At 70.4% G+C, this 24,222-nt stretch carries 22 protein-coding genes; 6 read left to right on the top strand and 16 right to left on the bottom strand.

Features of this window, described 5'->3' with window-relative positions:
- The 12 genes from QQA02_RS00675 to rho form a co-directional block, all read right to left on the bottom strand.
- The gene (locus QQA02_RS00675) at positions 1 to 978 is read right to left on the bottom strand and encodes a F0F1 ATP synthase subunit gamma (RefSeq protein WP_284774060.1); all 978 of its coding nucleotides are present in this window, start codon (positions 976 to 978) and stop codon (positions 1 to 3) included.
- Between the two features lie 53 nt (positions 979 to 1,031).
- Positions 1,032 to 2,675, bottom strand: a complete 1,644-nt coding sequence (gene atpA, locus QQA02_RS00670) for a F0F1 ATP synthase subunit alpha (RefSeq protein ID WP_284863050.1) — start codon at positions 2,673 to 2,675, stop codon at positions 1,032 to 1,034.
- Between the two features lie 55 nt (positions 2,676 to 2,730).
- Positions 2,731 to 3,540: a F0F1 ATP synthase subunit delta gene (locus tag QQA02_RS00665; RefSeq protein WP_284862967.1), complete on the bottom strand. Its 810-nt coding sequence runs from the start codon at positions 3,538 to 3,540 to the stop codon at positions 2,731 to 2,733.
- A 9-nt stretch (positions 3,541 to 3,549) separates the two neighbouring features.
- Positions 3,550 to 4,110: a F0F1 ATP synthase subunit B gene (locus QQA02_RS00660; protein WP_075664013.1), complete on the bottom strand. Its 561-nt coding sequence runs from the start codon at positions 4,108 to 4,110 to the stop codon at positions 3,550 to 3,552.
- 33 nt (positions 4,111 to 4,143) lie between these two features.
- Complete coding sequence (locus tag QQA02_RS00655) at positions 4,144 to 4,398, bottom strand: ATP synthase F0 subunit C (protein ID WP_075664014.1); 255 nt, start codon at positions 4,396 to 4,398, stop codon at positions 4,144 to 4,146.
- Between the two features lie 104 nt (positions 4,399 to 4,502).
- Positions 4,503 to 5,312 (bottom strand): F0F1 ATP synthase subunit A, encoded by an 810-nt coding sequence (atpB, locus tag QQA02_RS00650; protein WP_284774056.1) that lies wholly within the window; start codon positions 5,310 to 5,312, stop codon positions 4,503 to 4,505.
- A 303-nt stretch (positions 5,313 to 5,615) separates the two neighbouring features.
- Positions 5,616 to 6,074: a Cg1360 family ATP-synthase-associated protein gene (locus QQA02_RS00645; protein WP_423777757.1), complete on the bottom strand. Its 459-nt coding sequence runs from the start codon at positions 6,072 to 6,074 to the stop codon at positions 5,616 to 5,618.
- A 24-nt stretch (positions 6,075 to 6,098) separates the two neighbouring features.
- A complete protein-coding gene (locus QQA02_RS00640; protein WP_284862966.1) occupies positions 6,099 to 7,256 on the bottom strand; it encodes an MraY family glycosyltransferase in 1,158 nt (385 codons plus the stop codon).
- A 3-nt stretch (positions 7,257 to 7,259) separates the two neighbouring features.
- Positions 7,260 to 7,961, bottom strand: a complete 702-nt coding sequence (locus tag QQA02_RS00635; RefSeq protein ID WP_284862965.1) for an L-threonylcarbamoyladenylate synthase — start codon at positions 7,959 to 7,961, stop codon at positions 7,260 to 7,262.
- A gap of 51 nt (positions 7,962 to 8,012) precedes the next feature.
- Positions 8,013 to 8,852: a peptide chain release factor N(5)-glutamine methyltransferase gene (gene prmC, locus QQA02_RS00630; RefSeq protein WP_284862964.1), complete on the bottom strand. Its 840-nt coding sequence runs from the start codon at positions 8,850 to 8,852 to the stop codon at positions 8,013 to 8,015.
- Positions 8,849 to 9,922, bottom strand: a complete 1,074-nt coding sequence (gene prfA / locus QQA02_RS00625; RefSeq protein ID WP_284774047.1) for a peptide chain release factor 1 — start codon at positions 9,920 to 9,922, stop codon at positions 8,849 to 8,851. The genes prmC and prfA overlap by 4 nt, the downstream gene beginning before the upstream one ends.
- Positions 9,919 to 11,646 carry a transcription termination factor Rho gene (gene rho, locus QQA02_RS00620; protein ID WP_284863049.1) on the bottom strand — a complete coding sequence of 576 codons (1,728 nt, stop codon included), beginning with the start codon at positions 11,644 to 11,646 and terminating at the stop codon, positions 9,919 to 9,921. Before rho ends, prfA begins: the two co-directional genes overlap by 4 nt.
- A gap of 361 nt (positions 11,647 to 12,007) precedes the next feature.
- On the opposite strand from rho, the gene QQA02_RS00615 reads away from it, so the two are divergent.
- Positions 12,008 to 13,696 carry a long-chain fatty-acid--CoA ligase gene (locus QQA02_RS00615; protein ID WP_284862963.1) on the top strand — a complete coding sequence of 563 codons (1,689 nt, stop codon included), beginning with the start codon at positions 12,008 to 12,010 and terminating at the stop codon, positions 13,694 to 13,696.
- A 31-nt stretch (positions 13,697 to 13,727) separates the two neighbouring features.
- A complete protein-coding gene (locus QQA02_RS00610; RefSeq protein ID WP_284862962.1) occupies positions 13,728 to 14,462 on the top strand; it encodes a helix-turn-helix transcriptional regulator in 735 nt (244 codons plus the stop codon).
- 18 nt (positions 14,463 to 14,480) lie between these two features.
- Here QQA02_RS00610 and thrB read toward each other — a convergent pair whose 3' ends face one another.
- From thrB to argS, 4 genes are all read right to left on the bottom strand, one after another.
- Positions 14,481 to 15,410 (bottom strand): homoserine kinase, encoded by a 930-nt coding sequence (gene thrB / locus QQA02_RS00605; RefSeq protein ID WP_284862961.1) that lies wholly within the window; start codon positions 15,408 to 15,410, stop codon positions 14,481 to 14,483.
- A gap of 40 nt (positions 15,411 to 15,450) precedes the next feature.
- Positions 15,451 to 16,809: a homoserine dehydrogenase gene (locus QQA02_RS00600; RefSeq protein WP_284862960.1), complete on the bottom strand. Its 1,359-nt coding sequence runs from the start codon at positions 16,807 to 16,809 to the stop codon at positions 15,451 to 15,453.
- Between the two features lie 101 nt (positions 16,810 to 16,910).
- The gene (lysA, locus tag QQA02_RS00595; RefSeq protein ID WP_502870960.1) at positions 16,911 to 18,254 is read right to left on the bottom strand and encodes a diaminopimelate decarboxylase; all 1,344 of its coding nucleotides are present in this window, start codon (positions 18,252 to 18,254) and stop codon (positions 16,911 to 16,913) included.
- 105 nt (positions 18,255 to 18,359) lie between these two features.
- A complete protein-coding gene (argS, locus tag QQA02_RS00590) occupies positions 18,360 to 20,012 on the bottom strand; it encodes an arginine--tRNA ligase (protein WP_284862959.1) in 1,653 nt (550 codons plus the stop codon).
- A gap of 447 nt (positions 20,013 to 20,459) precedes the next feature.
- Here argS and QQA02_RS00585 point away from each other — a divergent pair, with 447 nt between their 5' ends.
- The 4 genes from QQA02_RS00585 (at position 20,460) to QQA02_RS00570 (ending at position 24,202) form a co-directional block, all read left to right on the top strand.
- Complete coding sequence (locus tag QQA02_RS00585) at positions 20,460 to 21,245, top strand: (Fe-S)-binding protein (RefSeq protein ID WP_284862958.1); 786 nt, start codon at positions 20,460 to 20,462, stop codon at positions 21,243 to 21,245.
- 26 nt (positions 21,246 to 21,271) lie between these two features.
- Positions 21,272 to 22,804 (top strand): LutB/LldF family L-lactate oxidation iron-sulfur protein, encoded by a 1,533-nt coding sequence (locus tag QQA02_RS00580; RefSeq protein ID WP_284774195.1) that lies wholly within the window; start codon positions 21,272 to 21,274, stop codon positions 22,802 to 22,804.
- The gene (locus tag QQA02_RS00575; RefSeq protein ID WP_284862957.1) at positions 22,801 to 23,454 is read left to right on the top strand and encodes a LutC/YkgG family protein; all 654 of its coding nucleotides are present in this window, start codon (positions 22,801 to 22,803) and stop codon (positions 23,452 to 23,454) included. Before QQA02_RS00580 ends, QQA02_RS00575 begins: the two co-directional genes overlap by 4 nt.
- A gap of 382 nt (positions 23,455 to 23,836) precedes the next feature.
- Positions 23,837 to 24,202, top strand: coding sequence for a hypothetical protein (locus QQA02_RS00570; RefSeq protein ID WP_284774033.1), 366 nt, complete (start codon positions 23,837 to 23,839; stop codon positions 24,200 to 24,202).
- Positions 24,203 to 24,222: the final 20 nt, after the last annotated feature.

Genomic DNA, 24,222 nt, shown 5'->3' with positions numbered 1-24,222 from the left:
TCAGTCTCTTTCTCCGCTTTCGGCGAGCGCGCCAGCGCCACCGACGATCTCTGTGATTTCCTGCGTGATCTGCGCCTGACGGGCCTGGTTGGCCACGCGCGAGAGGTTATCGACCAGCTCAGTGGCGTTGTCCGTCGCCGACTTCATGGCGGTGCGCCGCGAGGCCGACTCGGAGGCCGCCGACTCGAGGAACATCGAGAACAGCGTGCGCGAGACGTACTTGGGCAGCAGCGCCTCGAGCAGCGTGTCCGGGTCCGGCTCGAAGTCGTAGTCGGGCTCGGGCTGATCGCCGGCGTCCTCCAGGATGCCGTCGCCCAGCTCGAAGTCCTCGTTCTCGATGACAGGCTCGATGGGCAGCAGCTGGTGCGCACGCGCCACCTGCGAGAGCATCGACTTGAACTCGGTGTAGACCACGTGCACCTGGTCGAAGCCGCGAACGCCGTCGTGCTCGGGGTCGGTCAGACCCTCGCGGGTCTTCGCGGTCCCGGCCGAACCGGCGAGGAAGCCGTCGATCATGTGCCGGCGCACGTCGTGGGTGATGTCCCAGTTCGGGTCCTGCGAGAACCCGCTCCAGGCGCCCGCCAGCTCCGTGCCCCGGAACTGGTAGTAACCGATTCCCTTGGAGCCGGTCACGTAGAGGACGACCTCGTAGCCGGCCTCCTCGAGCATCTTGGTCAGCTCGGCCGTCTTCTTGAAGACGTTGTGGTTGTAGCCGCCGCACATGCCGCGATCAGAGGAGATCACGAGCACCGCGGCGACCTTGCCGCCGTCGTCGCTGAGCATCGGGTGGTCGAGAGAGGACGCGCTGGCGAGACGCTCCACGACCTTCTGGATCTCCTCGGCGTAGGGCACGGAAGCGTTCATGCGGTTCTGTGCCTTGGTGATGCGCGAGGTAGCGATCAGCTCCTGGGCCTTGGTGATCTTCTTGGTCGAGTTGACGGACCGGATGCGGTCGCGCAGTTCGCGAAGATTAGCCATGGATAACGTCCCTCCTTTCCTTCATCATCTCGTGGGTCATGCGTCCTCCCCGACTAGTTGCTGGTCTTCTTGCGGGAGACCGTGAGCTTGTTCTTCTCGATCTCGCTCTCGTCCAGCGCGTCGACCTTGGGGTCGTTGACCACGGGGCGGCCGTCGGAGGCCTGGAAGGTCTTGGTGAACTCCTCGGCACCGCGGGCCAGGGCGGCCTTGGACTCGTCGGTCAGCGGGGCGCCGCCGTCGATCTGCTCGTAGACCTCCGGGGTGTGCTGGCGCAGGTACTCCTGCAGCTCCGCCTCGAAGCGGCGCACGTCCTCGACGGGAACGACGTCGAAGAAGCCCTCGTTGGCGAGGTAGATCGAGACCATCTGGAACTCGACGGCCTGCGGGGAGCTCTCCGGCTGCTTGAGCAGCTCGACGAGGCGCTCGCCGCGCTCCAGCTGGGCCTTGGACGCGGAGTCCAGGTCGGAGGCGAAGGTGGCGAAGGCCTCGAGGTCGCGGTACGCGGCCAGGTCGAGTCGCAGCGAACCGGCGACCTTCTTCATGCCCTTGGTCTGCGCGGCGCCACCGACACGGGAGACGGAGACACCGACGTTGATTGCGGGGCGGACACCCTGGTTGAACAGGTCCGACTCCAGGAAGACCTGCCCGTCGGTGATCGAGATGACGTTGGTCGGGATGAACGCCGAGACGTCGTTGGCCTTGGTCTCGATGATCGGCAGGGCGGTCAACGAGCCGGCGCCCATGTCGTCGGAGAGCTTGGCCGCGCGCTCCAGCAGGCGGGAGTGCAGGTAGAACACGTCACCGGGGTACGCCTCGCGTCCCGGCGGACGGCGCAGCAGCAGCGAGATGGCGCGGTAGGCCTCGGCCTGCTTGGTCAGGTCATCGTAGATGACCAGGACGTGGTAGCCCTGGTACATCCAGTGCTGACCCAGCGCGGCACCCGCGAAGGGCGCCAGCCACTTGAAGCCGGCGGAGTCGGACGCCGGGGCGGCCACGATCGTGGTGTAGTCCAGGGCGCCGTGCTCCTCGAGCGTGCGGCGCACGCCGGCGATCGTGGTGCCCTTCTGGCCGATGGCGACGTAGATGCAGCGGACCTGCTTGTCCTTGTCGCCGGACTCCCAGTTGGCCTTCTGGTTGAGGATGGTGTCGATGCACACCGCGGTCTTGCCGGTCTTACGGTCGCCGATGATCAGCTGTCGCTGACCGCGGCCGATCGGGGTCATCGCGTCGATGGCCTTGATGCCGGTCTGCATCGGCTCCTCGACGGGCTGGCGCTGCAGCACCGTCGGGGCCTGCAGCTCCAGCACGCGGTCCTCTTCGCTCTCCACCGGGCCCAGACCGTCGATCGGCTGGCCCAGCGGGTTGACGACCCGGCCGAGGAAGTCCTCGCCGACCGGGATGGACAGGACCTCGCCGGTCCTCTTGACCTCGTCGCCCTCTTCAAGTTCCTCGAAGTTGCCCAGCACAACGACACCGATGGTGTCGGTGTCGAGGTTCTGCGCGACGCCGATGACGCCGCCGGGGAACTCGACGAGCTCGTTGGCCATAACGGAAGGCAAGCCCGAAACCTGGGCAATGCCGTCCGCGGCCGAGACGACCACGCCGACCTCCTCTCGGGAGGCCTCCGCGGAGAAGCTCGAGGTGTAGTTCGCTATCGCGCTACGGATCTCATCGGAGGAGATCGTCAGCTCCGCCATGTTCTTCCTGCTCTCGGTAGTTTCGTTCAATATCTTTAAAAGTCAAGCGTCCGCACTAGACCATCTGGGCGCGGAGGCGGTTCAGGCGGCCCCGCAGGGAACCGTCGATCCGCTCGTCGCCCACCTTGACGGTGGCGCCACCCAGGAGCGACTCGTCGACCTGGGTGTGCACCGAGATGTCCCGGCCGTAAACACGGCCCAGCTTCTCGGCCAGCGCCTGGCGCTGCCGGTCATCCAGTTCGCCGGCGGAGACCACGTGGGCGACCTCCCGGCCGGTAAACTCCGCGGCCTCGGCGACGAGTGCGTCGACGTCGTCGACCGGACCGTGCTCGGGGCGACCCACGACCTGGAGGACGAGGGCCTCGGCGTACTTGGACACCTTGCCGTAGAGGACGGACGCGGCCAACGAACGCCGGCGGTCACCGTCGACCGTGGCGTCGCTCAGCAGCTGCGTGAGCCGCGGCTCCCGCTCCAGCAGGCGGGCGAGCTGGAAGAGCTCGTCCTCGACCTGTCCGAGCTGGCCCTCGGCGTTCGCGGCGCGGAAGATCGCGCGGCGGCCGATCGCGACCAGACCGGTGCGGAACTGTCGCGGCGTCGACCAGGTACGGCCCGCGGCCGCCTTCACGGCGTCGAGGGTGGTGCCTGCGACCTTGCCGCCGAAGAGGTCGTCGACCAGCCGGGAGCGAGACTCGGCGTCGACGGCCTGGTCGGCCAGGGCGACGCGCAGCTGGCGGTTCCCGTCGAGGAGCTCGACGACCTCGAAGAGCTCGGTGCCCGTCGTGGCCGCGGCGGCGACGTCGTCACCGACGATCGCGTCGAGGCTCACAAAGGAATGCGACAGTGCGTCGCGGCTTGCTGCGTGCATACTACCCACTCACTTCCCTGCCGGGAGGCTGTCCAGGTCCGACAGGAACGAGTCGATCGTGCCGGAGCGCTTGGTGGCGTCCGACAGCTCGCCGCCGAGCAGACGCTCGGCCAGGTTGATCGAGTTCTGCCCCATCTCCTGACGCAGCTCGGCGATCACGCTCTGTCGGGAGGCCTCGAGCTGCTTCTCGCCGGAGGCGACGATGCGCGAGGACTCCTCGCTCGCCTCCGCCCGCATCTCGGCCTGGATCTGCTTGCCGCGCTCACGCGCCTGCTCGCGGATCTCGTTGGCCTCGGCACGGGCCTCGGACAGCTGGGCGTTGTACTTCTCCAGGGCGGCCTTCGCCTCGGCCTGGGCGGCCTCGGCGCGCTGGATACCGCCCTCGATCCGGTCCTCACGCTCGGTCAGGACCTCCTGGAACTTCGGAAGGATCCACTTCCAGAAGATGAAGAGGATGACCAGCAGCGGAATGATGGACCAGACGATGTCGTAGGGCTTGGGCAGGAGGATCGAGTTGCCCGACTCGAGGGGCAACGTCTCCGCCGCAAGGTAGGTGATGACGTTCGTCATGTGAAACCGTTCTTCGTGCTGCTGCGTGTGTTCTTACAGGCTGGTGAACAGGAAGCCGGCCACCAGGCCGATCAGGGCCAGTGCCTCGACGAACGCGATGCCCAGGAACATGGTGGTACGCAGCTGGCCGGCCATCTCGGGCTGGCGGGCCATGCCCTCCAGGGCCTTGCCGACGAGGATGCCGATGCCGAGGCCCGGCCCGATGGTGGCGATGCCGTAGCCGATGGCACCGAGGTGCGGGGTGGCGGCAGCGGCGGCGTCGGCCTGAGCGAGGATGATGTCGTTCATGAGAAAGTCGTTCCCTTTCTTGGTGTCCGGGCCCTCTTATTCCTGGCCCCGGACGAGGTGTGTGCTCTTGGGGTTATGAAGTTGACCGCGTGGTTCGCGCCTTGTCAGTGCGAGTCCGCGTGCAGCGACAGCTCGATGTACACCGCGACCAGCAGGGCGAAGATGTACGCCTGCAGGAAGATGATGATGCACTCGTAGAGCGTGAACAGGATCGCCGCGACGATGGTCAGCCCCGACATCGCGGTCCAGGCGTTCAGCTGCCAGAAGAAGAAGTTCGTGGCGCTGTAGAGCAGGACCAGGATGAGGTGACCGGCCAGGAAGTTCGCCATCAGACGGAGGGTCAGGGTGACCGGCCGCATGACGAACGTCGAGAAGGCCTCGATGGGCACCACCAGGAAGTGGAGGGGCCACGGGAGGTTCGGGACGATCAGCGAGGACTTCATGTACTTGCCGAAGCCGTACTCTTTGCTCCCCGCGTAGATCATCGCGATGTACCCAACGACCGCCAGCGTCAACGGCATACCGATGCGCGCGTTCGGCGAGATGTTGAGGCCCGGAATGATCGTCGCCACGTTCATCACGAGGACAGTGAAGAAGATGGTGGCGATGATCGGCAGGAACCGACGCCCCTCCTTCTTACCGAGGATGTCCTCCGCGACGTGCACGCGCACGAAGTCGAGCGCGATCTCGGCGACGTTCTGCACCCCACGCGGAACGATCTTCGGGTTCCGCATGGCGACAAGGAAGAAGACCACCAGGACCGCCGCCATAATCAGGCGGACGATCATCAGGCGGTCCAGTGCAAACCAGCCGTTGGCGAAGCCCGTGAAGATGAGGTTGTGGGCCTCGCCGTCTTTCATGAACCCCGGGAAAAATTCATGGTCCAGTTCGGGGGCGTGAAACTCCCCCTTCATGGCCAGTGTCGTAACGCTCAGCGTTCTCTCCCGTTCTAGGGGCCGTGCGGCGGCCGGCGGGCTCCGCACGGTGCGATGGAGGTCGTGCCAGTCATTCCGCGGCCACCGTGACTCCGTCGCTCATCCCGGAATGGCCGCAGGGGAACAGGCCCCAACGTCGGAGAACCGGCCCCGTCGGAGACGGTTCCGTTGGCCCACGCTGAGGCGACCCGCGTAACAGGCTATCAGCCCGCTGTGTGTTTGTCCGACTGGACTCACCCCCGAATTCCCCCCGGCCCGGGCGCGCCGGTGTCCGGATGGTCGTCAGCCCTTGTCGGACAGGTAGGTGACCCGGGTGGTGATCACCGCGTAGGCCTCGCAGGCGAGCACGATGACCAGGGCGACGACCACGGTGACGAAGAACGCCCAGGTGTCGTAGAAGTCCATGCCACGCAGCACGAACAGCACGACGACGAGCACGACGAGCTTCAGCAGCCAGCCGCCCAGGACGACCGCGCCGGTGGTGGCCGCCGAGGTGCCCGAGGTCAGCAGCACGCTCAGTGCGGTGAGCAGAACGAACCCGCCGCCGATCGCGGCGCCGATCAGGACCCCCCAGATGCCGGGCAGGTCACGTGCCCACCCCCACGCGACCAGGGACACGACCGTGACCACGAGCAGCGCGATGCCACCCTGGCGCACCGCCCTCTGCAGGGGCCGGCGCGGGTCGTCGTGGTCGCCTTCGTTGATGGGGGCGTCGTTTCCGGTGTCGTTCACGCCCGTCAACACTACCGCTTGCCGACGTCGCGCTCAGCCGGCGCGGTGCCTCACGGGCCCGATGCGGCCGTCGCGCAGGGGCACGAGCGTGGCCGCCGCGGCGAGCACGAGCGCGAGCGCGGTGGCGCCCGCCGCCACGGGCGGCGGGACCACGGAGAAGGACACCGCCCCGAAGGCGAAGACGGAGCACCACAGGTACAGCACCAGGGCTGTGCGCCGGTGCGTGTGGCCCAGGCGCAGCAGGCGGTGGTGCAGGTGCATGCGGTCGGCGGCGAAGGGCGACCGGCCCGCCGAGACGCGGCGCACGACGGCGAGCACGAGGTCGAGCACGGGCACGAAGACGGCCGCGGCCACGACGATGATGGGGCTGGCCAGCGCGATCATGTCGACGGTGCCGTAGAGCGACATGTTGATCTTGCCGGAGGTCGAGGTCGCGGCCGCCGCGAGCAAAAGGCCGATGAGCATGGCCCCCGAGTCGCCCATGAAGATGCGCGAGGGTTCGAAGTTGTGCGGCAGGAAGCCCAGGCAGATGCCGACCAGGCCCGCGGCGATGATCGCCGGCGGGTAGGCGGCCACGGCCCCGCCCTGGTCGTGCAGGACGGTCAGCGAGTACAGCAGGAGTGCGCCGCCGGCGATCGCGCCGAGTCCGGCGGCCAGGCCGTCGAGCCCGTCGACGAAGTTCAACGCGTTGACGAGCAGCACGGTGAACACCGTGGTCAAGACCGTGGACTGGACCTGGTCGAGGACGACGGTGGTGCCCTCCCCCACCGGGACGTAGAGCAGCGTCCAGTTCAGGCCCAGCAGGCTCATCACGACGGCGCCGAGGATCTGCCCGACGAGCTTGCTCAGCGCGTCGAGCTCATAGAGGTCGTCGATGGCGCCGACGACGACGATGACGAAGCCGGCCCAGAGCACCGCGCTCATCTCCGGGGTCACGGGCAAGAACCCGCGAGTGAGCGCGGGCAGCTGGCTGGCCAGGAATACGGCGGCAATGAAGCCGGTGAACATCGCCACCCCGCCGAGCTGCGGGGTGGGCTGGGTGTGCACGTCGCGCTTGCGGATCTCCGCGATCCGGCCCGTGCGCACGAGGGCGTAGCGGATCAGCCCGGTGACCAGGAAGGTCACCGCGGCGCCCACGAGGAGCACGAGTCCGAGCTCGCGCAGGGGCACGCCCGCCACACCGACGCCCACAGGTTATTCCTCATCCCCTGCCGCGGCGGCGTCCGCTGCCTCGTCCTCAGCCACGGCCCCGATGGACTCGGGCGAGAGCCCGAGGACCTCGGCGATGCGCTCCCCCGGCACCGCGCCGGCGCGCAGAATGCGCGGGGTCGCACCGGACATGTCGACGATCGTGGAGGGCTCCCCGATGGTCGCCTCCCCGGCATCGAGGTAGACGGACACGGGGTCGCCGAGCTGCTGGCGCGCCGCGGCGGCCGACGTCGGCGCCGGGTGGCCGTGGATGTTGGCCGAGGAGACGGCCATCGGGCCGACCTCGCGCAGCAGCTGCAGGGCCACCGGGTGATTCGGCATGCGCACCATCACGGTGCCGCGGGTGTCGCCGAGGTCCCAGGGCAGCGAAGGCGCCTCGGGCACGACGAGCGAGAGCCCGCCGGGCCAGAAGGCCTCGACCAGGGCCCGGGTGCGCTCGTCGACGCCGGAGGTCAGGCCGGCGACGGTGTCCCAGGAGCCGACGAGCACGGGCACCGGGTAGTCCGGTCCGCGGTGCTTGGCTGCCAGCAGCGCGGCCACCGCCGGGTTGTTGAAGGCGTCCGCGCCAATGCCGTAGACGGTGTCGGTCGGGGTGACCACCAGCTCACCGGAGCGGGCGGCCTCGGCCGCGGCCCGCACGGCGTCGCGTCGCTTCGCGGCGTCGAGACAGCTGTAGATGTTTCCCACGTGGGTCCCTTCTTCAAGGCTCTGCCGCGTCCGGACCTCCCGGGCGCGGAATCACAGTCTAGCGGCCGTGACGAAGCGCTCCCGCCCCGCCAGGTCGCACAGGTGCTCCGCCGGGGTGAACCGGCCGGTCGCGTCGACGAGCGCCGCCGTCTCCGCGGCGGTCGTGTCGTCTTGCTCGATACCGAAGACCCCGCCCGGGCGCAGCAGGCGCGCGACCGGGTCCAGGAGCTTCTCGATGACGTCCATGCCGGACTCCCCGCCGTAGACGGCGAGGTCCGGGTCGGCGTCTACCTCGGGGGCCACCGGTCCCGCGGCCGGCACGTACGGCGGGTTGCACACCACGGCGTCGACGCCGCCGGCCATGTCTGCCAGCAGCCCGGCGTCGGTCGCGTCGCCCTCGACGACGGTGACGCGCCCGCCCAGGCCGTTGTCCGCCACGGTGCGACGCGCCCACGTGGCCGCGTCGGGGGAAAGCTCCACGGCGACCACCGCGGCGTCGTCAATCTCGTGGGCGATGTAGCAGGCCAGCGCGCCGGAACCGGTGCACAGGTCCACCACCCGGGGTGCGGGCACGCCGCGCAGGCGGCGCACCACCCAGTCGGCGAGCACCTCGGTCTCGGGGCGCGGGATGAACACGCCCGGCCCGACGGCGATGTCGAGCGGGCCGAAGGCGGCCGTGCCGGTGATGTGCTGCAGCGGTTCGCGGCGCTCCCGGCGGGCCAGCGCCTCGGCGAAGCCCGCGGGCGCGGCGTCGAGGAAGCCGACCTCCAGCGGCGCACAGCCGGCCAGGTGCGCGGCCAGCAGCCGCACGTCGGCGGCCGGGGACTCGACGCCGGCGGCCGCGAGGCGCCCGGCGGCGGCCCGCAGCTCGGCGCGCCAGGCGCCGGTCACTCGGCCTCGAGGCGCTCGGCGCGCTCGGCGGTGCGCAGGGCGTCGAAGAGGTCGTCGAGGTTGCCGTCAAGGACCTGGTCGAGGTTGTTGGCCTTGAATCCGATGCGGTGGTCGGAGATGCGGTTCTCCGGCCAGTTGTAGGTGCGGATGCGCTCGGAGCGGTCCATCGTGCGCACCTGGGCTGCGCGCCCCTCGGCGGCCTCGGCCTCCGCGGCCTCCTCCTGCATCTGCTGCAGGCGGGCGGCCAGCACCTGCATGGCACGCGCCTTGTTCTGGATCTGGGAGCGCTCCTTCTGGCAGGTCACCACGATGCCGGTGGGCAGGTGGGTGATGCGCACGGCCGAGTCGGTCGTGTTGACGCCCTGGCCGCCCTTGCCGGAGGAACGGTAGACGTCGACGCGCAGGTCCTTGTCCTCGATCTCGACCTCGCCGACCTCCTCGGGCTCCGGGTAGACGAGCACGCCGGCGGCCGAGGTCTGGATGCGGCCCTGCGACTCGGTCACGGGGATGCGCTGGACGCGGTGGACGCCGCCCTCGAACTTGAAGACGCTCCACGCGCCGTCGCGGCCCGGGTGCTTCGAGCGGATCGACAGCGTCATGTCCTTCACGCCGCCCAGGTCCGACTCCGCGAGGTCGAGGACCTCGTAGATGAAGCCGTGCTTGTCGGCGAACTTCTCGTACATGCGCACCAGGTCGCCGGCGAAGAGCGCGGCCTCCTCGCCGCCGGCGCCGGCCTTGACCTCCATGATGATGTCGTCGCCGTCGTGCGGGTCGCGCGGGGCGAGCAGGTCGGCCAGCTTCTCCTCGAGCTCGACCTCGCGGGCGGCCAGTCGCTCGGCCTCGGCGGCGAAGTCGTGGTCCTCGTGGGCCAGCTCGCGGGCGTCGGCCAGGTCGGCGACGACCTTCTCGTGCTCCTCGTGGGCCTGCACGACCGGCTTGAGCTCGGCGTAGCGCTTGGACAGGCGGCGGAAGGCGTCCTGGTCGCCGGCCAGGGACGGGTCGGCCATCTGGGCCTCGATGCCCTGGTACTCGGACAGGACGTCGTCGACGCGGGTGGATTCGGTGCTCACAGGTAGTCCTCCACGTCCTTGTCGGCGGCCATCGGGGCGCTCGAGGCGACCTGCATGAGGAACTCGCCGTTGCTCCTGGTCTTCTTCAGCTGCTTGATCAGCAGGTCGATCGCGGCCTGGTTGTCCAGGGCGGCCAGGATCCGGCGCAGCTTGTGCACCAGGCGGGCCTCCTCGGGGGCGAGCAGCAGCTCGTCCTTGCGGGTGCCGGACGGTCCGACGTCGACGGCCGGGAAGACGCGGCGCTCGGAGATCTTGCGGTCGAGCTTGAGCTCGGCGTTGCCGGTGCCCTTGAACTCCTCGAAGATCACCGTGTCGCCGGCCGAGCCGGTCTCCACCATGGCGGTGGCGATGATCGTCAGGCTGCCGCCGTGCTCGATGTTGCGGGCGGCGCCCAGGAAGCGCTTCGGCGGGTAGAGGGCGTTGGAGTCCACGCCGCCGGAGAGGATGCGGCCGGAGGCCGGCGAGGAGTTGTTGTAGGCGCGGCCCAGGCGGGTGATCGAGTCGAGCAGGATGACGACGTCCTTGCCCTGCTCGACGAGGCGCTTGGCGCGCTCGACGGCCAGCTCCGCGACGGCGGTGTGCTCGCTCGGCGGGCGGTCGAACGTCGAGGCGATGACCTCGCCGTTGACGCTGCGCTGCATGTCCGTGACCTCCTCGGGGCGCTCGTCGACGAGGACGACCATGAGGTGGCACTCCGGGTTGTTCGTCGAGATCGCGTTGGCCACGTTCTGTAGGATGGTGGTCTTGCCGGCCTTCGGCGGGGAGACGATCAGCGCGCGCTGGCCCTTGCCGATCGGCATGATCAGGTCGATCACGCGGGTGGTCAGGACCTTCTGCTCGGTCTCGAGGCGCAGGCGCTGGTTCGGGTACAGCGGGGTCAGCTTGGCGAAGTCGGGCCGCTGGCGGGCCTCCCCCACGCTCAGGCCGTTGACGGTCTCGACGTGGGCCAGGTTGCTGAACTTCTGGCGGTTGCGGCCGCGACCGCGCACCTGGGCGCCGCCGGCGGAGATCCGGCCGGTCACGGCGTCGCCGGAACGCAGGCCGCAGCGCTTGATCAGCTGGTTGGGGACGTAGACGTCCTTCTCCGAGGGGTGGTAACCCGTGGTGCGCACGAACGCGACGTTGTTGTCGACGATGTCCAGGATGCCCGCGACCGGCTCGAGGTCCTCGAGGTTCTGGTTGCGGCCGCCCTGCTGGTTGCTGTTGCCGTTGTTCTGGTTGTTGTTGCCGTCGCGGTTACGACGCCCGCGGCGACGACGCTCGCGGCGCCGCCCCTTGCCGTGGTTGCCGTCGTTGTGGCCGCCGTCGTTGTTGCCGCCGTTGTTGTTGTGGCCGTCGCCGGTGTTGCCGCCGTCGTGTCCGCCGTCGCGGGAACCGTTGTCCTGGTTCTCCTGCTCGCGCTGGGCCTGGCGGGCGCGGTTGCGGCGGGCGCGACGCGCCTGGGAGCGGGACTCGTAGTGGTTCTGGCCGTCCTTGTGGCCCTGGCCGTCCTGCTGTGCGTCGTGCTGCCTGCCCCGGGCTTCGTCGCGGCCCTCGCCGCCCTTGTTCTCGTTGCTCTCGTTGTCCACGGCTCGGTTCTGGTCCTGTCTCTTCGTCGGCTGCTTCGCGGACACCTGCCCGCCACCCCCGGCCTGGATCGCGGCGATGATGTCGGCCTTGCGCTTGCCCGACAACCCCTTGATGCCCATCCCGGCGGCCATGGCCTTCAGCTCGGGGATGCGCATTCCGGCGAGGTCCCCGCCGGCGGCAGGGGTGGTGCTGTCCTGTGTCGTCACAGATGTCCTTTCGTGGCTCCGGGTGCGGCCCACGGCGGTGGAGACGCGGCGCGCGCGGCCCGGGTGGAGACTTCTCGCGGCCCGGAAAATCGCGTGCGGGCGCACCCCGGTGCACCCCTCGGGCCTGACGATGCCGGTCGGCCGTGTCTCCCCTCCGTCTCCGCCGCTGAATCACGCGTGCGGGTCGGGCAACTGCCCCGGGAGGGGGGCGGGCCCCACATTCGGGCGGGCACCCGGCCAATCCGGCGACAAGTCTAACGCATGGCACCACGACGGTGGAACTTCGACCCCCGGCGGTAGTGTGGGGCACATGCAGTCGACGATGCAGGACATACCACTGTCCGTGGCCCGCATCCTCTCCTACGGCGCCTCGGTGCACGGCCGGACCCGTGTGACCACGTGGAAGAACGGCCGGGGCGAGGAGACCACCTTCGCCCAGATCGCCGCCCGCGCCGCCGCGCTGGCCCACGCCCTGCGCGACGAGCTGGGCGTCTCCGGGGACGCGCGGGTGGCCTCCCTGATGTTCAACTGCGCCGAGCACCTGGAGACGATGTTCGCCGTGCCGTGCATGGGCGCCGTCTTCAACCCGCTGAACAAGCAGCTGATGGTCAGCCAGATCCGGCACATCGTCAACGACGCCGAGGGCCAGGTCGTCATCGCCGACCCGCGGTTGGCCGCCCGGCTCGCCGAGGTCCTCGAGGGCTGCCCCGGGGTGCGCCACGTCGTCTTCATCGGCACCGAGCTGCCCGACGTGGAGCTGCCCGAGGGGGTCAGCGTCCACTCCTACGAGGCGCTTCTCGACGGTCGCGCCACCCGTTACGCGTGGCCCGTGCCCGACGAGAACGACGCCGCGGCCCTGTGCTACTCCACCGGCACCGGCGGCGAGCCCCGCGGGGTCGCCTACTCCCACCGCTCGCTGTACCTGACGGCGCTGACGCTGCTGGGCACCGACTCGATGGCCGTCTCCAACGGCCAGAGCTTCCTGTGCTGCGTGCCGATCTACCACGTGCTCAGCTGGGCGGTGCCCTTCGCCGCCTTCATGGCCGGCACCCCGCTGGTGCTGCCCGACGCCGACGTCTCCGGCGAGACCCTGGCCGAGCTGATCGCCGCCACCCACCCGCGCGTGGCCCACGGCGTGCCCACGGTGTGGATGCAGCTGCTCGTGCACTACATGCACCACCCGCCGGAGCGGATGAGCCTGACCGAGATCTTCGTCGGCGGCTCCCAGGCCCCGCCGGTGCTGCTGTCGATGTGGGAGGAGCGCTACGGCGTCGACGTCGTGCACGTGTGGGGCATGACGGAGACCTCCACGGTCGGCTCGGTGGCCCGCCCGCCGGCCGGCGCCTCCGGCGAGGCGCGCTGGACCTACCGCACCAGCCAGGGCCGCTTCCCCGCCACCGTGGACTACCGCGTGGTCAACGACGGCCGCGTCGTCTCCGCGACCGACCGCAACCAGGGCGAGATCCAGGTGCGCGGTCCCCTGGTCGCCGGCTCCTACTACGTCGGCGCCGACAGCGCGGGTGCCGACGACCGCGCCGCCGAGACGCCGGAGGTCCAGTTCACCGCCGACGGGTGGCTGCGCACCGGCGACGTCGGCTCCGTGACCGAGGACGGCTACCTGACCGTCCACGACCGCGCCCGCGACGTCATCCGCTCCGGGGGCGAGTGGATCTACTCGGCCGGGGTGGAGAACATGGTCATGGAGTCGCCCGAGGTCGTCGAGGCCGCCGTCATCGGCTACCCCGACGACAAGTGGGGCGAGCGCCCGCTGGTGGTCACCGTGGTCCACCCCGACGTCCCGGAGGACGCCGAGACCGCCGAGCGCCTGCGCGGGCGGCTGCGCAACCAGCTGCCCAGCTGGATGCTGCCCGAGTACTGGACCTTCGTGCGCCACATCGACAAGACCTCGGTGGGCAAGTTCGACAAGAAGGACCTGCGCGCCCACCTGGCCGCCGGCGACTTCGACGTCGTCGCCCTCATGGGCCCGGGCAAGCGCTGACACCCGTTTTCTACGGGGTACGATAAAAGGTATGCGTACCGGAGCTCCCGCCCGCCGCCGGGCACCGCGGCCCGCCACCGAGCTGTTCTCCGAGACCCTGCCGCTGAGCCCCAAGCAGCGCGAGGTCCTGGCCGCCCTGCGCGAGCACCCCGCCGGCGTCTCGGTCGCCCAACTCTCCGAGATCCTCGGCATGCACGCCAACACCGTGCGCGGTCACCTCGACGAGCTGCTCGCCCACGGCGCCGTGCACACGGCCACCGCCCCGATCCACGGCCGCGGCCGCCCGACGATCCTCTTCTCCGCCCGGCTGCCCGACAACCGGGCCATCGCCCGCGAGTACCTCTCGCTCATCGAGATCATGGCGGACGACCTGACCGCGCGCACCCCGGACCCCGAGGAGCGCTTCGCCACCGCGCACCGCATCGGGCGCCGGTGGGCGCGCAAGATGACGCTGGCCGACGAGGGCGGGCGCGTCGGCGCCGACGCCGCATTCGACCAGCTGGTCCAGCGGCTGCGTCAGCTCGGCTTCGACCCGGCCGACGAGCCGGAGTCGCGCGGCGACCTCACCGAGGACCCCGAGGAGGGCGCGCGCGTGGTCTCGCTGCGCGCCTGCCCCTTCGTCGCCGGGGAGACGGCCCCCTCCCCCGTCGTCTGCGCGATCCACGAGGGCGTCATCGAGGAGTACTTCGGGGCCACCTCGACCGCCGAGACGACGATGCTGCCCCTGACCGAGAAGGGCCGCTGCACCCTCTGCGTGCGGCCCTAGTCCCCGGCCCCCGGCCGGTCAGGCCCGGGACGGGGTGACCGTCGGCCCGCCGGCCACGGAGAGCTCGTAGACGGCCAGGCCCTCCTCGCGGGCGGCGTCGAGAAGCGCGGGGTCCACCGGCTCGGTGGACAGCACCGCACAGGTCGGGCCCGCGCCCGAGAGGTAGGCCGCCCAGCCGCGGTTGCGCAGGCGGTTGACCCACTCCGCGGTCACGGGCAGCACGTCCGCGCGGTACGGCTGGTGCAGCCGGTCGCGGGTGCCCTCCCAGAGCAGCTCCGGGTGCGCCTGCAGCGCGACGGAGAGCACCGCCGTGCGCGAGACGTTGAAGCGGGCGTCGGTGTGCGTGACGTGGCTGGGCAGCACCCGGCGCACGGCCTGGGTGGAGGCGTGGAAGGACGGCACGAGCACGGTGGCGCGGATGCGCTCGTCGACGGGGATGCGCACGGCTCGGTAGACCGGATGGCTCACGCCGTCGACGGGGATCTCGATCCAGGAGACCACGCCGCCGCCGAGCACCGAGGCGCCCGCGTTGTCCGGGTGGCCCTCGAAGGCGCTGGCCAGCTGGACGAGCTGCTCCTCGCTGAGCGGGGAGTCGGCCAGGCCGTTGGCGGCGAGCACACCGGCGGCGGCGGCCGCGGCCGAGGAGCCGAGCCCGCGCGACTGCGGGATCGTGTTCGTGCAGGTCACCCGCAGGCCGGGGGCGGTGACGTCCGCGGCATTGAGACCGGCGGTGATGGCCTTGACCACCAGGTGCGAGGCGTCGCGCGGCAGGTCGGCCGCGCCCTCGCCGTGGATCTCGATCTCCAGGCCGGAGTCGATGACCTCGACCTCGACGGTGTCGTGGATGTCCAGCGCCAGGCCCATCGTGTCGAAGCCGGGACCCAGGTTCGCCGAGGAGCCGGGCACGCGCACGGTGACGGCGCGACCGACCTCGAGTTCCACTGCCATGTTCTTGCTCCTCCTCTGTTCGTCCGCTGCCCCGCCGGCCCTAGTCGGCCAGCCGGATGACCGACTTGACCGCCAGGACGTCGTCGTGGGCCTTGAGGTCCGAGACGAAGTCGGCCAGGTCGTGCTCGCGGGCGGTGTGGGTGACCAGGATCAGGCGGGCGGCCTCGTGGCCGTCGACGTCGTAGCCCTCCTCCTGGCGCACGGTGCGCAGCGAGATGCCGCGCGAGGCGCAGGTCTGCGCCAGGTCCGCCAGCACGCCGACGCGGTCGTGGACGCGCAGGTCGATGTGGTAGCGGGTGGGCACGTCGCCCGGGTCGGCGATCGGCAGGTCGGCGTAGGTCAGGTCCTTCGGGGCGCGACCGCCGAGGTACTTGTTGCGCGCCGCGCCAACGACGTCGCCGAGCACGGCCGAGGCGGTGGGGGCACCGCCGGCGCCGTTGCCGTAGAACATCAGGTCGCCGGCGCCCTCGGCCTCGACGAAGACGGCGTTGTAGGAGCCGGACACGCTGGCCAGCGGGTGCTCCCGCGGCACGAGGGTCGGGTGGACGCGGGCGGATACGGACACGGTGCCGTCCTCTCCGGTGATCTTCTCGCAGATCGCCAGCAGCTTGATGGTGTCGCCGGCGGCTTTGGCTGCCTCGATGTCCTCGGCGGTCACGCCGGTGATGCCCTCGCAGCTCACGTCGGAGAAGCGCACGCGGGTGTAGAAGCCCATCGAGGCCAGGATCGCGGCCTTGCTCGCCGCGTCGTGGCCCTCGACGTCGGCCGTCGGGTCGGCCTCGGCGTAGCCCAGGCGGGTCGCCTCGGCCAGGGCGTCCTCGTAGTCGGCGCCGGTGGCGTCCATGGCGTCGAGGATGAAGTTCGTGGTGCCGTTGACGATGCCGGAGATCCGGCGGATCTGGTCGCCGGCCAGCGAGCGGCGCAGCATGTTGACCACCGGAATCGCGGCGGCGACGGCGGCCTCGTAGAAGAGGTCGACGTTGTTGGCGTCCGCGGCGACGGCCAGCTCGTCGGCGTGCGCGGCGACCAGGGCCTTGTTGGCGGTGACCACGGACTTGCCGGCGTTGAGCGCGGCGAGCACGAGCTCGCGCGGGTAGTCGATGCCGCCGATGACCTCGACGACGACGTCGACGTCGTCGCGCAGCACCAGGCTGCGCGCGTCGTCGGTGATCAGCGCCGGGTCCACGCCCTCGCGGGGCTTCGACGCGTCCGAGACGGCCACGCCCTTCAGCTCGAAGGGACCTTCAATGCGGTGCTCGAGAGCCTCGGAGTTCTCGGTCATCAGCCGCAGGACCTCGGAACCGACCGTGCCGTAGCCCAGCAGGGCGATGCCCACCGGACGATTCTCGCGGGCCGCCGCGGTCGGGTACCGGGCGGCGTCATGCTGCTGCGTCGTCATCTCTCTCCTGCCTCAAGCGTCAGAACGGGTATGTCCCGACACTATAGACCATGCTGTTCATTTTGCACGACGCAGGGGGCTCGGCAGGGGCCCTCGGGGCCTCAGAGCACCTCGCGGGCCATGAGGTCCTCGACGGTCTCGCGGCGCACCATCAGGCGCGCCTCTCCCCCGTCGACGACGACCACCGGCGGGCGGCAGGCGGCGTTGTAGTTCGAGGACATCGCCAGGCAGTACGCGCCCGTGGCGGCCAGGGCGACCAGGTCGCCGACCCCGACGTCGTCCGGGATCATCAGGTCGTGGACGAGGATGTCGCCCGACTCGCAGTGCGAGCCCACGACGCGGCCGGCGACGGCCTCGCCCTCGGTGAAGCGGTTGACCAGGCGGGCGTCGTAGTTGGCGTCGTAGAGCATCGGGCGGATGTTGTCCGACATGCCGCCGCTGACGGCTAGGTAGCGCCGCGTGATGCCCTCGTCGATCGGCACGTCCTTGACCGTGCCGACCTCGTAGACGGTCACCGCGGAGGGGCCGACGATCGCGCGGCCCGGCTCGACCATCACCTTCGGCGCCGGCACCCCGGAGGCCTCCGCGTGCGCGGCTACCTGGGAGAGCATGTCGCGGGCCACGCCGGCGACGTCCAGCGGGTCCTCCTCGGCGGTGTAGGCGATGCCGAAGCCGCCGCCGAGGTCGAGCAGGCTGAGCTCCTCGGCGAGCACCTCGCGCCCGCCGTACTCCGGGCCCAGCTCGTCGACCACACGGCCCAGGAGCCCCAGCACGCGCTGGGCGGCGAGCGAGAAGCCCTCGGCGTCGAAGACCTGCGAGCCGACGTGGCAGTGCAGCCCGTCGAGGTGCAGGCCCTCGGCCGCCAGCGCGTCGCGCACGGCCTCGAAGGCCGCGCCGGAGGCCAGCGAGAAGCCGAACTTCTGGTCCTCGTGCGAGGTCGCGATGAACTCGTGGGTGTGCGCCTCCACGCCGGGGGTGACACGCACCAGCACGGACTGGACCGCACCGGCGGCACGCGCGACGTCGTCAAGCATCTGCAGCTCGCCGGGCGAGTCCAGCACCACGTGGCCCACGCCGGCGCGCACGCACTGCTCGAGGAAGCCGCGCGTCTTGTTGTTGCCGTGCACGGTGATGCGCGCGGCGGGGAAGCCGGAGGCCAGCGCGATGGCCAGCTCGCCGGCGCTCGCGACGTCGAGGCTCAGGCCCTCCTCGTCGACCCAGCGGGCGATCTGGCGGGTCAGGAAGGCCTTGGCGGCGTAGTGCACGTGGTCCGGGCCGCCGAACGCGCGGGCCAGCTGGCGGGCGCGCAGGCGGAAGTCGGCCTCGTCGACGACCACGACGGGCGCGCCGTACTCCTCGACGATCTCGGGCAGCGGCACGCCCGCGATCGTGACCACGCCGTCCTCCTGACGGCGCGCGTTGGTCGGCCAGACGTTGGCCGGCAGCTCGTTGAAGGCCTCCTCGGCCGTGCGGCCCTGGGCCTTGAACGCCGCGACGGTCTGGCGGACGGACTCCGGTATGTTCTTCGGGACGGTCACCTGGCGTCCCCCTTACATCCGCTCCGGCGCGGTGACGCCGAGCAGGCCGAGGGCGTTGGCGAGCACCTGACGCGACGCGCGCGCGAGCTCGAGGCGCGCGGCGTGCAGGGCCGTGGGCTCCTCGTCCGCCTTCGGCAGGATCGGGCAGTTGTCGTAGAAGCGGTGGAAGACACCGGCCAGGCGCTCGGCGTAGCGGGCGACGCGGTGCGGCTCACGCAGCTCGGCGGCGGCGGTGACCACGGCCGGGAACTCGCCGAGGGTGCGGATGAGCTCGCCCTCGCGCTCGTCGGTGAGCGCGGCGAGGTCGGCCGCCGGAAGCTCGACGCCGGTCTCGGCGGCCTTGCGGTCCAGCGAGCACAGGCGCGCGTGGGCGTACTGCACATAGTAGACGGGATTGTCGTTGGACTGCGAGGCCCACAGATCCAGGTCGATGTCCAGCGAGCTGTCCACCGAGGAGCGGATCATCGCGTAGCGGGCGGCGTCCACGCCGATCGCCTCGACGAGGTCGTCGAGGGTGATCACGGTGCCCGCGCGCTTGGACATCTTGACGGCCTGGCCGTCGCGCAGCAGGTTGACCATCTGGCCGATGAGCACCTCGACCTGCTCGGCGCGGTAGCCCAGGGCCACGGCGGCGGCCTTCAGGCGGGCGATGTAGCCGTGGTGGTCGGCGCCGAGCATGTAGATGCACAGGTCGTGGCCGCGGTCGATCTTGTCGCCGATGTAGGCGATGTCGCCGGCGATGTAGGCGGCGTCGCCGTCGGACTTGATGACGACGCGGTCCTTGTCGTCGCCGAAGTCGGTCGAGCGCAGCCACCAGGCGCCGTCGGCGAGGTAGAGCTCGCCGTTGTCCTTGAGCTTCTGGATGGCGGCGTCGACGGCGCCGGACTCGAACAGCGAGTTCTCGTGGAAGAAGACGTCGAAGTCGGTGCCGAACTCGTGCAGGGAGGACTTGATGTGGGCGAACATCATCTCCACACCCTGGGCGCGGAAGATCTCCTGCGTCTCCTCCGGCTCGTGGTCGAGCGCGTCGGGGCGCTTGTCGACGACGCGCCGGGCGATGTCGGCGATGTAGTCGCCGCCGTAGCCGTCCTCCGGGGTGGGCTCACCCTTGGCCGCGGCGACCAGCGAGCGCGCGAAGCGGTCGATCTGGCGGCCGTGGTCGTTGAAGTAGTACTCGCGGGTGACCTCGGCGCCGGCGGCCTCGAGCACACGGCCCAGGGAGTCGCCGACGGCGGCCCAGCGGGTGCCGCCCAGGTGGATCGGGCCGGTCGGGTTGGCGGAGACGAACTCGAGGTTGATGCGGCGCCCGGCGTAGGTGTCGGCGTGGCCGAACGCGGCGCCGGCCTCGCGGATGCGGGCGACGATCTCGCCCTGGGCGGCCGCGGCCAGGCGGATGTTGAGGAAGCCGGGACCGGCGACCTCGGCGGAGGCGACGGCGTCGTCCGCGCCGAGCGCCTCGGCCAGCCAGCCGGCCAGCTCGCGGGGGTTGACGCCGGCCTTCTTGGCCACCTGCAGGGCCAGGTTGGTGGCGTAGTCGCCGTGCTCCGGGTTGCGCGGCCGCTCGACGGTCACGGTCTCCGGGAGCACCGCGGTATCGAGGTTGTGGTCGGCGAAGACGGCCGAGGCCGTGGTGCCGATGAGTTCTCCGAGGGCTGCAGGTGTCATGGGCGCAGATTCTAACGCACAGGTCGCGCGCGTCCGGCACGGCCGGGGCGTTGAAAGAGGTGCATCGTCCCTATCTTCGACCCCATCTTCGACCCCGGTCACCCCCCTCGGCGGCGTCCCCGGGGCCCGCGCGGGGGCGCGGCGGCAGACTCGGCGGTGCACGTCACACCCGGCGCGCCACCCCCGACGGGGTAGACGAACCGGAAACGACCGGACATTTTCTTCGACAGCAAACGGAATAACGCAACACCCTCATTGCATTAATAACCGCAGGTCGCAAGCTTTACCCGTGGGCGTGTCAACTATTTCTGCGCTAGGATCGGGGGTGCCCCAAGGACCCGGACGCCCACCCCACCACCCCCGTCGCAGACGTCTCACGACGACCCCGGCGAGTTCGGCGGAGCGGACGTCCGTCTTCACGCCGAATACTCCCCAGGAGCCGCTCACATGCGCATCGCGCTCTTCTCCACGTGCATCGGCGACGCACTCTTCCCGGACGCCCACAAGGCCACGGCGATCCTGCTGACCCGGCTGGGTCACGAGGTCGTCTTCCCCGAGGGCCAGACCTGTTGCGGACAGATGCACATCAACACCGGCTACCAGCGTGAGGCGGTGCCGATCATCCGCACCTACGCCGACGCCTTCGCCGACCCGTCCATCGACTGCGTGGTCGCCCCCTCGGGCTCCTGCGCCGGCGCCGTGCGCGAACAGCACGTGCGCATCGCGGAGCGCTACGGCGACTCCGCCCTCGTCGATGGCGCCCAGCGGGCCGCAGACAAGACCTACGAGCTGTGCGAGTTCCTCTGCGACGTCGAGCAGCGCACCGACCTGGGCGCCTGGTTCCCGCACCGGGTGACCTACCACGCCTCCTGCCACTCCCTGCGCTTCATCGAGGTCGGCGACCGGCCCTACCGGCTGCTCGACGCCGTCGAGGGCCTCGAGCTGGTCGACCTGCCCAACTACGAGGAGTGCTGCGGCTTCGGCGGCACCTTCTCCGTCAAGAACGCGGAGGTCTCCGCGGCGATGGTCTCGGACAAGGTGCGCAACATCAAGTCCACCGGCGCCGAGTACGTCACCGCCGGCGACTCCTCCTGCCTGATGAACATCGTCGGCTCGCTCTCGCGCCAGCGCACCGGCATCCGCGCGATCCACATGGCCGAGATCCTCGTCTCCACCCGCGAGCAACCGTGGACGCCCGAGCGCGCCGCCTACCAGAGGGAGGCCATGCTGTGAGCGTCGTCAACCTCGGCCGCCCGGCGATGCCGCCGGTCGCCTCCCACTCCCCCAGCGCCCTGCGCGGCGACGTCGGCTTCACCAAGGCCGCCCACACCGAGCTGGACAACGCGACCAAGCGCCGCAACCTGCACCACGCCACCACCTCCATCCGTGCCAAGCGCGCCCGAGTCGTCGCCGAGTGCGACGACTGGGAGCGCCTGCGCGACGCCGGCTCCGCGATCAAGCAGGAGGTCGCCGCCCACCTGCCCGAGCTGCTCGAGCAGTTCGAGGCGGCCGTCACCGCCCGCGGCGGCCACGTGCACTGGGCCCGCGACGCCGCCGAGGCCGGCCGGATCGTCACCGACCTGGTCAAGGCCACCGGGGAGACCGACGTGGTCAAGATCAAGTCGATGGCCACCCAGGAGATCGCCCTCAACGAGGTCCTCGAGGAGTCCGGCATCCACGCGCAGGAGACGGACCTGGCCGAGCTGATCGTCCAGCTCGGCCACGACCGCCCGTCGCACATCGTCGTGCCCGCGCTGCACCGAAACCGCGCGGAGATCCGCGACATCTTCGTGCGCGAGATGCCCAACACCGACGAGTCGCTGCCGGCGAACCCGCCGGAGCTGGCCGAGGCCTCCCGCCTCTTCCTGCGCGAGCAGTTCATGCGCGCCAAGGTCGCCATCTCCGGCTGCAACTTCGGCGTCGCGGAGACCGGCACGGTCTCCATCGTCGAGTCCGAGGGCAACGGGCGCATGTGCCTCACCCTGCCGGAGACCCTGATCTCCGTGATGGGCATCGAGAAGCTCTTGCCGCGCTTCTCCGACCTCGGCGTCTTCCTGCAGCTGCTGCCGCGCTCCTCGACCGGCGAACGCATGAACCCCTACACCTCGCTGTGGTCCGGCACCACCGAGGGCGACGGCCCGCAGGACTTCCACGTGGTGATCCTGGACAACGGCCGCACCCACGCGCTGGCCAACGAGATCGGCCGCGAGGCGCTCAAGTGCATCCGCTGCTCGGCGTGCCTCAACGTCTGCCCCGTCTACGAGCGCGCGGGCGGCCACTCCTACGGCTCCGTCTACCCGGGCCCGATCGGCGCGATCATCACCCCGCAGCTGACCGGCATCGACTCCACCGACGACCCCTCGGCCTCGCTGCCCTACGCGTCCTCGCTGTGCGGGCGCTGCGACAGCGTCTGCCCGGTCAAGATCCCGATCACGGACATCCTGCTCGAGCTGCGCCACCAGAAGGTGGAGAACCACCGGCCGAAGATCGAGGGCGCCCTGCTCGACGCCGCCGGCCTGGTCATGGGGCACCCGAAGATGTGGAACGCCGTCATGCAGGGGATCTTCCTCGGCCGCGTGCTCGGCGGCTTCGACAAGACGATCACCCACCTGCCGAGCTTCCTGTCCGGCTGGACCGACGTGCGCGACACCGCCGTGCCCCCGAAGAAGTCCTTCCGCTCCTGGTGGAACTCCGACGAGGCCCGCGAACTGCTCGACGAGGCCCGCCGCGAGGGCATGCCCGACGCACAGGAGCCCGACGCCGCGCAGGACAACGAGGAGGAGAACCGATGACCACCGCCGAGGAGCGCCGCAACGCCGACGCCAAGCGCGAGATCCTCAAGCGGGTCCGCGACGCCCAGCAGCTCTCGCACACCCCGGCCGAGGTCGAGGTGCCCCGCGAGTACGACACGACCTCCGAGATGGGCCGCGACGAGCTGCGCGAGCTGCTGGTCGACCGGCTGGTCGACTACCGCGCCGACGTGACCCGCTCGAGCGCCGAGGAGCTGCCGGCCACCCTGGCCCGCGTGCTCTCCGAGCGCGGCGCGCACACCGTGCGCTACGCCGAGGGCCTGGACGCCAGCCTCTTCGCCGAGGTCGACGCCGAATGGACCCCGGACTCCCGCGACTCCGACCCGCGCGAGCTCGACTCCGTCGACGCCGTGGTCACCGACTCGCACGTCTCCTGCGCGCAGACGGGCACGATCTGCCTGCAGTCCAACGCGACCAACGGCCGCCGCGCCCTGACCCTCGTGCCCGACCGGCACGTGTGCATCGTGCGCATGGACACCGTCGTCTACGGCGTGCCCGAGATGGTCGGCCGCCTCGACCCCGAGCTGCCCGTGACCATGATCTCCGGCCCCTCGGCGACCTCGGACATCGAGCTCGTCCGCGTCGAGGGCGTGCACGGCCCGCGCGACCTCATGGTCATCGTCGTCGACTGAAGCCCCTGAACTCTTTTCACGGACTCGTCAGTGACAATCCCCCGGCTTGTCGGCCGGGGGATTTTCCGTGCCCTCCGCAACTCCGGTCACCTGCGCATATGTACGCCCGTACACTAGGCGTGCCCTCGGGTTCCGCCTTAGACTCCGGTGTGTCAAGCCGCACGGGAAACGTCGTGGATAAACCCCGGCACATCGGTCGCCGGGCGCGGACGCCCCGGGGGACGGACTGACTGGAAAAGGGTCGCCCCATGAAAGAGATCAACGCGGTCGGGGCCCCCAACGCCACCGAGGATGTGTTCCACCACATCCCGCCGGGCGGGAGCGCGCGCCGTTCCCGCGCTACATCCGGATCAACCTGCCGCGCCTGACCAAGGCGCTGCTGTTGATCGTCGTCGCCGTCATCGGCGGCACCGCGGTGGCCGTAGCGCTCTCCGACCACCTCCCCTTCCCCGGGGCCGGGTTCGCGCTGTGGGCGGTGGCGGCACTGGCCGCCGTCTACCTCGCGCTCGGCCTGTGCACCCGGATGCGCATCTGGGACTACGGCAGCCTCGTGGCCACCGTCGCCGTGCTCGTCTACGTCGGCGGGCTCTTCGGCGACGCGCCCTACGTCTGGAACGGCGCGAGCGTCGAGCTGGCGGCGTGCTGGAACACGATGATGCTCGCCTCCGTCGCCTACTGGGTGCTCAACTGGGCCATCAACTACGGCATGATCGTCGCCTGGCCCGACGACCAGGGCTTCACGGACTGAGAGCCCGAAGGAGAAAGAGA

The sequence above is a fragment of the Corynebacterium sp. MSK006 genome, from assembly GCF_030232385.1.
GTDB classification, from domain to species: Bacteria; Actinomycetota; Actinomycetes; order Mycobacteriales; family Mycobacteriaceae; genus Corynebacterium; species Corynebacterium frankenforstense_A.
This window is presented reverse-complemented; position numbering and strand designations above follow the sequence as displayed.